The 6,609-nt window shown below is 45.9% G+C and carries 8 protein-coding genes; 2 read left to right on the top strand and 6 right to left on the bottom strand.

What is annotated here, in order from left to right; genetic code table 11:
• Window positions 1-187: 187 nt before the first annotated feature.
• Window positions 188-1,102 (bottom strand): DUF808 domain-containing protein, encoded by a 915-nt coding sequence (locus B2X65_RS07535; protein ID WP_290611681.1) that lies wholly within the window; start codon window positions 1,100-1,102, stop codon window positions 188-190.
• A 217-nt stretch (window positions 1,103-1,319) separates the two neighbouring features.
• On the opposite strand from B2X65_RS07535, the gene gloA reads away from it, so the two are divergent.
• Together gloA and B2X65_RS07525 are read left to right on the top strand one after the other, a co-directional pair.
• A complete protein-coding gene (gene gloA / locus B2X65_RS07530; protein WP_290611680.1) occupies window positions 1,320-1,721 on the top strand; it encodes a lactoylglutathione lyase in 402 nt (133 codons plus the stop codon).
• A gap of 16 nt (window positions 1,722-1,737) precedes the next feature.
• The gene (locus B2X65_RS07525) at window positions 1,738-2,226 is read left to right on the top strand and encodes a GNAT family N-acetyltransferase (RefSeq protein WP_290611679.1); all 489 of its coding nucleotides are present in this window, start codon (window positions 1,738-1,740) and stop codon (window positions 2,224-2,226) included.
• A 27-nt stretch (window positions 2,227-2,253) separates the two neighbouring features.
• On the opposite strand, the gene B2X65_RS07520 is transcribed toward B2X65_RS07525, so the two are convergent.
• From B2X65_RS07520 to B2X65_RS07500, 5 genes are all read right to left on the bottom strand, one after another.
• Entirely contained in the window at window positions 2,254-3,036 is a 783-nt protein-coding gene (locus tag B2X65_RS07520) for a substrate-binding periplasmic protein (RefSeq protein ID WP_290611678.1), read from the bottom strand.
• A 142-nt stretch (window positions 3,037-3,178) separates the two neighbouring features.
• The gene (locus B2X65_RS07515; RefSeq protein WP_290611677.1) at window positions 3,179-4,069 is read right to left on the bottom strand and encodes an aspartoacylase; all 891 of its coding nucleotides are present in this window, start codon (window positions 4,067-4,069) and stop codon (window positions 3,179-3,181) included.
• 246 nt (window positions 4,070-4,315) lie between these two features.
• Window positions 4,316-4,522 carry a bacterioferritin-associated ferredoxin gene (locus B2X65_RS07510; RefSeq protein ID WP_290611676.1) on the bottom strand — a complete coding sequence of 69 codons (207 nt, stop codon included), beginning with the start codon at window positions 4,520-4,522 and terminating at the stop codon, window positions 4,316-4,318.
• Window positions 4,523-4,600: 78 nt separating this feature from the next.
• Window positions 4,601-5,803: an ABC transporter permease gene (locus tag B2X65_RS07505; protein WP_290611675.1), complete on the bottom strand. Its 1,203-nt coding sequence runs from the start codon at window positions 5,801-5,803 to the stop codon at window positions 4,601-4,603.
• A 1-nt stretch (window position 5,804) separates the two neighbouring features.
• Window positions 5,805-6,602, bottom strand: coding sequence for an ATP-binding cassette domain-containing protein (locus B2X65_RS07500; RefSeq protein ID WP_290611674.1), 798 nt, complete (start codon window positions 6,600-6,602; stop codon window positions 5,805-5,807).
• Window positions 6,603-6,609: the final 7 nt, after the last annotated feature.

The following is a 6,609-nucleotide window of genomic DNA, read 5'->3' as shown; positions in this document are numbered from 1 at the left end:
GCCAAATTTAGTGTGCCACTACAGTTCCTCACATTAATGACAGTGAAGTATTCATAGGGCCTCTATAATAGAGGCCCTTCTTTGTTGCAAAAAACCAACCAAACGGAATAATAATCTGAGTGTCGCAGACAGGCTAACTACCCCGGCTGCAACATATGTCCATTCTGAGCTGGTGCAGACCAACTGACTATTTACCACGCATATGGCCAATCAGACTCAAGATCGCGACAATAATAGCACCGGCGATAAAACCGATTACGCCATCAAATAGCACTGGCGTAATCACACTGAGCGACGGAGCGGCTTGCTGAAGCAGCAATGAAACGTGATGAAATAGCGGGATGTTATGTGAAAGAATGCCGCCACCTACCAGAAACATCGCAATGGTTCCGACAATAGCCAGTGTCTTCATCAATAATGGCGCCGCAATCAGCAAGCCGCGACCAACCGTGCGTTGTACATTATTCCAATTACCACTGACTGCTTTTCTGAGCATATGTAAACCGGCGTCATCCATCTTCACTATGGCCGCCACCAGACCATAGACGCCGATGGTTACCGCAATACTAATGGCGCTTAACACGCCCAACTGAGTGACGATACCAGCCTGCTTTACGCTACCAAGCGCAATAACCACAATCTCTGCCGACAGAATAAAATCGGTACGAATGGCCCCTGTTATTTTTTCCTTTTCTAAAGCCACGATGTCAATACTCTCATCTGCCAGTGCTTTAAGGCGAGCCGCACGTTCGACTGGCGATGGCCGCAGAAAAAAACGGTGCAGTACTTTTTCAGCGCCCTCATTACACAGATATAAACCGCCCAGAATAAGCAATACGGTAATCAGCACCGGGACAAACGCGCTGATTAATAGCGCTGCAGGAACTAAAATGAGCTTGTTTAGAAAAGAGCCTTTTGCCACCGCCCAAACTACCGGAATTTCCCGATCAGGTTTAACACCACTGACCTGGTTAGCATTTAACGCCAAGTCATCACCGAGTACCCCCGCGGTTTTCTTAACCGCCACTTTTGAAAGCACCGCAACATCATCCAGCAACGTGGCAATATCATCAATAAGGGCGAGTAGATTAGCTGAAGCCAAGAATAATTCCTTTTCTTATCAATATAGTTTTCAGCATACTGGGGTTAGCTGGCTTTGTATATGTTCGCTTGTTCTTATCCACCTAATCAGCAAGGTGAGTCGATTTAACAATCAATATGGTGCTTCTGGCGCTTAGCGGTCCTTTTGCCGCAGCATATTATGCTAACATCAGCTATCTAACCGCTAATTTAAACACACAAGCCGAATAGGAGTTTGCATGAGAATGCTACATACCATGCTGCGCGTGGGTAATTTAGAAAAGTCGATCGCCTTTTACACCGAAGTACTGGGTATGAAGCTGCTGCGCCAGTCTGACAATAAAGAGTATAAATACACCTTAGCCTTTGTCGGTTATGGTGAAGAGAGCGAGCATACCGTGCTGGAGCTTACGTATAACTGGGACACCGACAGCTACGACTTAGGCAATGCTTATGGCCATATTGCGCTGGAAGTTGAGAACGTGTACGACGCCTGCGATAAAATTCGTGCCAAAGGCGGTGTAATAAGCCGCGAACCTGGTCCGGTAAAAGGCGGTACCACTGAAATTGCTTTTGTCCGTGATCCTGATAATTACTCCATTGAACTTATTCAAAAGAAAGCACACTACGACAGCCTGTAATCAACACGGAGCTTTTATGAGAGATTTAAACATCAGAGCAGCGACAGCTGCTGATGCTACAACGATTTTGCAATTTATCACCGAACTGGCCATTTTTGAGAAGGCCGAACACGAGGTGCTGACTTCGATTGAGATGATTAACGACACTTTGTTTACCGCTGATGCCAAAGCCCATGCGTTGATTTGTGAACAGGGTGGTAGCGCCATTGGTTTTGCCGTGTACTTCTATAATTATTCGACCTGGCTGGGTAAATACGGTTTATATCTCGAAGATCTGTATATTACCCCTGACGCCCGGCGCAGCGGTGCTGGCAAAGCGTTGTTTAGAGCATTGGCAAAGATTGCCGCTGATAACGATTGTGGCCGTTTCGAGTGGAGCGTGCTGGATTGGAATACACCGGCAATTAAATTTTATCAGGCATTAGAAGCGCAAGAGAAAACCGAATGGGTAGGTTATCGCTTAACCGAACAACAAATTAAAATCCTGGCAAACCAGTCAGAATAAGCGCCCTGCTAAAAGTTGCAGTAATATTTACTGCAACGGCATTTGCCTCTCAATGGCGAATTGCTCTAGGCGGTTTATCATCTGTTCAGAATAGACGCCCTGATAGAGCGCCCGCATACTGCCGTCAAGGTAGCTCTGTTCCAGCACCTGTTGCCAGCGCGAAATGACACTGTCATCAATATCCACCGAGAGAGCCAGATACAGCCTTACCTGGTTTAACGGTTGTAAAAAAACCAAATCATAACCTGCTTGCTGCATTTGCAGCTGACGTTCGGCAAATCCCGCTTCGTTTAGTACCACCAGCTGCACTCTGCCTTTAACTAACAATTTAAAGCAATCGCCATGGTTAACCGTCAGGACAAGGTTGCGTCCTTCAGCAAAACCTAGTCTTTTTAACGTGTTAACATGCACCGACTTGCGATATTCACAAGCAAGATAGTTGTTGCTGACAATGGGGTTTATCTGACGGCCGTTGAAGACATCATTACGACCATATAAACCGATAGTATGCATTTTTAACGGCCCAACCCATTTAAATCGCGTTTCGCGTTCTTGATTACGCACCGTTTCAAACACCCCACTGTTGGGCTCCAGTTGGGCCCGCTCCAGAGCACGGGCCCAGGGCAGCAATTCAATTGTTGCAGGTTGATCCAGCCGCTGCAGCAGCAATTTAATCAATTCTACTGTAGCTCCGGCTACCTCACCGTTACTATCGAGGTACTCGCCCGGGGGACTATATTCTGTGTACAAATGTAAAACAGATTGCTCAGGTTGCAACGCACCGGCGCTAGCTGCAAGGCTAAACAGCATTGCTGTGCTAAAAAGCACCGCTGCACTCGCACACCGTAAACTCAGCCCACACTTCCGATACATAGCGCTCCAGTTTAACCATCTCTAAAAACGTAGCAAATTAATAACATAATTAACCGCTAAAACGAACGTATTGTTGCGGTTATTCCAGCGTAATCAGCACTTTTTCATTTAATGACATTGCCAGATTATTATCATAGTAAGCTGCCTCATTAATAAAAGTTGGATATACCGTCTGCTGGCCTTCATAGCAAATTTCAGTACCATCGAATAGCATAAAAATCGGATCGCCTGGTTGAATGGGCTGATAATCTTTATCCTGCACATTTTTATGGACCATCCCCAACCGTTCACCCTGCTCATTCATTGGCAGTTTAATACTATGCAGATACCGGAATGCTTCCGTGTGCTCTGGCAATGGTGGCAGTTTATCTGTGTTATAAAGCTCAACAAAATCAAGAATATGCTGGGTCATCCGATCCATTAACTCCAGCACATCGTGGCGCAGTACCGATTGCGGCTGCGGCCCCACTTCAACCAGCACACCATATCGGCCAAGCGTGCACATCAGCGCATGGTCTGCAGCAGCAAAATGATCTTCGTCGCGGGAAATTATCGCCTCGGGCATTTTCATTTTCACATACGCAGCCAACTTATTGTAGAAAGGCCCCGCCTGAGTCAGAATTAAACAGGCGCCCATATTGCTGGTGGTGTTATGTAAATCTATCAGTAAGTCGGTTTTCGCGGCGCCTTTTGGGCCAAGTTCAGCATTTAGCACTTTAGCCCGGCTTTGTTCATAGTTGCTAAGTGAAGAGTTAGCCAGATCAACATTTTTAAACTGCCGGTTTAAATCGCTATGTATATAGCGTTTATTGGCATAATACGCTTCGGGGTTAGCCCAGACGCAACGGCTGTCAAAACTGGGCCGGGTAACGTGTTGTGGCGTTGCCTGATATTGTTTTACTAAATAGATACCCGAGAATTCGTTACCGTGTACCCCGCCTACTATGGCGACCTGTTTAATTTTATCCATAACGTTACCGTGCGCTCCTATCAGATTTTAGTAGTCGATATACAAGCTTAGCCCATTTATCTGTGGATATTATGGCGTTAAGTCGTTCAAAACAGAACTGAAATAGCAGAAAATTCAGAATAAACCTGGAAATGGAAAGTGGAAAGTGGAATAAATAAAAAATTAATGCGGAAAATAAGTCGGGCAAGCAGCCTAGGTTTGGTTACGTGCTAAACCGCCGTACTACAAATAACAATAACAGGTGACTCAGGCGGCGGGTTTTGCCAGCTTATCAATATCAATTGATTGTTTTACAAGTTCATTGTGCAAAATAGCGCTAGCCTGACAAACACATTTACCACATTGACTACCCACTCCTAAGCTGGCTTTTAATTCCCGCATCGTACTGGTACCCATAGCAATCTGCTGTTTAATCGCTTTATCTGACACTGCTTTACATAAACAAACGAACATGGCGCTGCCTCTCAATATCAACACAGCGCCATATTAATCTAATTACGAATTGTTATCAATACCATTTTGTTTAGTTGTTTAACGAAATAGCACTTTTTCTTGTTGAAACCAATGGACACAAAACGCAATCAGCGCCCCCGCCAGAGCGGTGGTTGAAGCGAATATCAGTGCCAGCAAACCGTAGTCGGCAGTACCTTTAAGTAACTCTTTAATCGCCAGCGCAATATTGGTCAGCGGTATTAAGGCTGTGGTGACATCCAGCTCCATGCCTGGCGCCATGGCAATCATTAACGGTACTATCACCAATATTGTCAGCGGACTCATATAATTCTGCGCTTCTTTAAAGGTGCGGGCGTAGATAGAGATAGCCAGCAGTAATGCAGCAAAAATAGCGGCGGTAGGCAGCAGTAAAGAAAACATCAGCATTAAATCGACGATGGTAATGCTGGCCAGGGCTTCAGATACTTTCGACAAGTCAGCAAAAGCACTGATAATCGCCCCCCACACACCAAGACTGACGACGGTTATCAAGGCTGTCATTAGCGCGGTAGTCAGCACGGTTAAAAACTTACCCAAAACAATGGCAGTGCGGCTAACCGGACAAATTAGCAGAGTTTCCAGGGTGCCACGCTCTTTCTCGCCCGCGCCCATATCTACTGCCGGATACATTGCGCCGCTTAAGCACAACAGCACCAGGGCATAAGCTAAGATCGCGCCCATGCTCTCCCCAATATTTTCTCGCTGCTCAGCCGTATTAACCCTTGTAAGTTCAACCGGCTTCAATATCGCGGTCAGATTGGCCGGGTCAACGCCGAGCTGACTTAGCGTGCCCCGCTGCAACGTCTCGGTATACTCTTTTAGCATTTCGTCGAAATAGTTGTACATAAAGTCCAGTTGCGACGAACGGTTATATATAAGTTGCCACTCTGTCTGCTCTACCGCGTCTTTTCGCCTGGCAAAGTCAGCCGGGATCACCAGTGCCACATCAAACTCTTCATTTCGAATAGCGGCAATCAGTTCTTGCTCACTATTGAGCGTGGTTTCAACTTTTTTAAAGTTTTTATGGTAGAACAGCGCTTCAGCAAACTCTGGTGCCTGTTGCTCATTGATAATGACATAACGATGCTGCTCTTCCATTGCTTTACTGGTGGTGGTTGCCATCACCAGGCCAACAATACCAAACAGTACCGGAAAAATAAGAATGGGCAGTAAAATAACAAAAATAAGGGTTTTTTTATCGCGCAGTAATTCGGTTAATTCTTTAAAGTAAACCTGCCACATATTAGGCTGCTCCCTGCTGAGGTTGATTGGCAATAACGGCCAAAAAGGCTTGTCGTAAATCACCATCCGGTGTCAGTTGTTTAAATTCTGCAAGGCTGCCAGAAAAGCTGCTGACGCCCTTGTCTATAACAACTACTCTGTCACACAAGGCCCCGACTTCATCCAGATGGTGGGTAGAGAAAATTACCGGGGTGCCCTGTGCTTTTAAAGATTTAATAAAATCCAGTACCGTTTGAACCGTCATAATGTCCAGGCCCGTCGTCGGTTCATCCAGAATAACCACTTTGGGCGAGTGCACCACCGCGCGGGCAATCGCGGTTTTTTGTTTCATCCCGGTCGACATGGTATCTACCCGGCGATTGGCAAAGTCATGCATATCCAGCATGGTAAACAACTCTTCAATCCGGCTTTTTATCGCTGCTTCTTTCATACCGTGTAACCGGGCAAAATAAGCAATATTTTCAAAAGCAGTAAGCTTGCCATATAAGCCGGTATCTGCCGATAAAAAGCCGATTTCTTTGCGGGCCTGAATCGGCTTTTGCAGTACATCAATATCGTTAATAAATACCGAACCACTGTCTTGTTTCAGCGCCGTAGATAACATCCGTAAGGTAGTGGTTTTGCCTGCGCCATTGGGGCCCAGCAAGCCTAACACTTCGCCATTGCCGCAAGTAAAACTAACATCTCGTACTGAATGGAAGGCTTTTTCGCTGTAACGCACATCCTGCTTTTCGGTATCCGATAATTTATTGCCTTTGCTGATAGCAAACGCCTTAGCTAACCCTTTTATTTCTATCATGTAAGCT

Source organism: Arsukibacterium sp. UBA3155 (assembly GCA_002364615.1).
In the GTDB taxonomy this organism is placed as follows: Bacteria; Pseudomonadota; Gammaproteobacteria; order Enterobacterales; family Alteromonadaceae; genus Alishewanella.
The sequence above is the reverse complement of the archived record's forward strand: the minus strand, read 5'-3'. Positions and strand labels throughout refer to the sequence as shown.

Excerpts from the sequence above, each read along its gene's own strand:
- gloA (WP_290611680.1), top strand. The coding sequence starts at position 1,320 with ATGAGAATGCTACATACCATGCTGCGCGTGGGTAATTTAGAAAAGTCG.
- B2X65_RS07525 (WP_290611679.1), top strand. The coding sequence starts at position 1,738 with ATGAGAGATTTAAACATCAGAGCAGCGACAGCTGCTGATGCTACAACG.
- B2X65_RS07520 (WP_290611678.1), bottom strand. The coding sequence starts at position 3,036 with ATGCTGTTTAGCCTTGCAGCTAGCGCCGGTGCGTTGCAACCTGAGCAA.
- B2X65_RS07515 (WP_290611677.1), bottom strand. The coding sequence starts at position 4,069 with ATGGATAAAATTAAACAGGTCGCCATAGTAGGCGGGGTACACGGTAAC.
- B2X65_RS07510 (WP_290611676.1), bottom strand. The coding sequence starts at position 4,522 with ATGTTCGTTTGTTTATGTAAAGCAGTGTCAGATAAAGCGATTAAACAG.
- B2X65_RS07505 (WP_290611675.1), bottom strand. The coding sequence starts at position 5,803 with ATGTGGCAGGTTTACTTTAAAGAATTAACCGAATTACTGCGCGATAAA.
- B2X65_RS07500 (WP_290611674.1), bottom strand. The coding sequence starts at position 6,602 with ATGATAGAAATAAAAGGGTTAGCTAAGGCGTTTGCTATCAGCAAAGGC.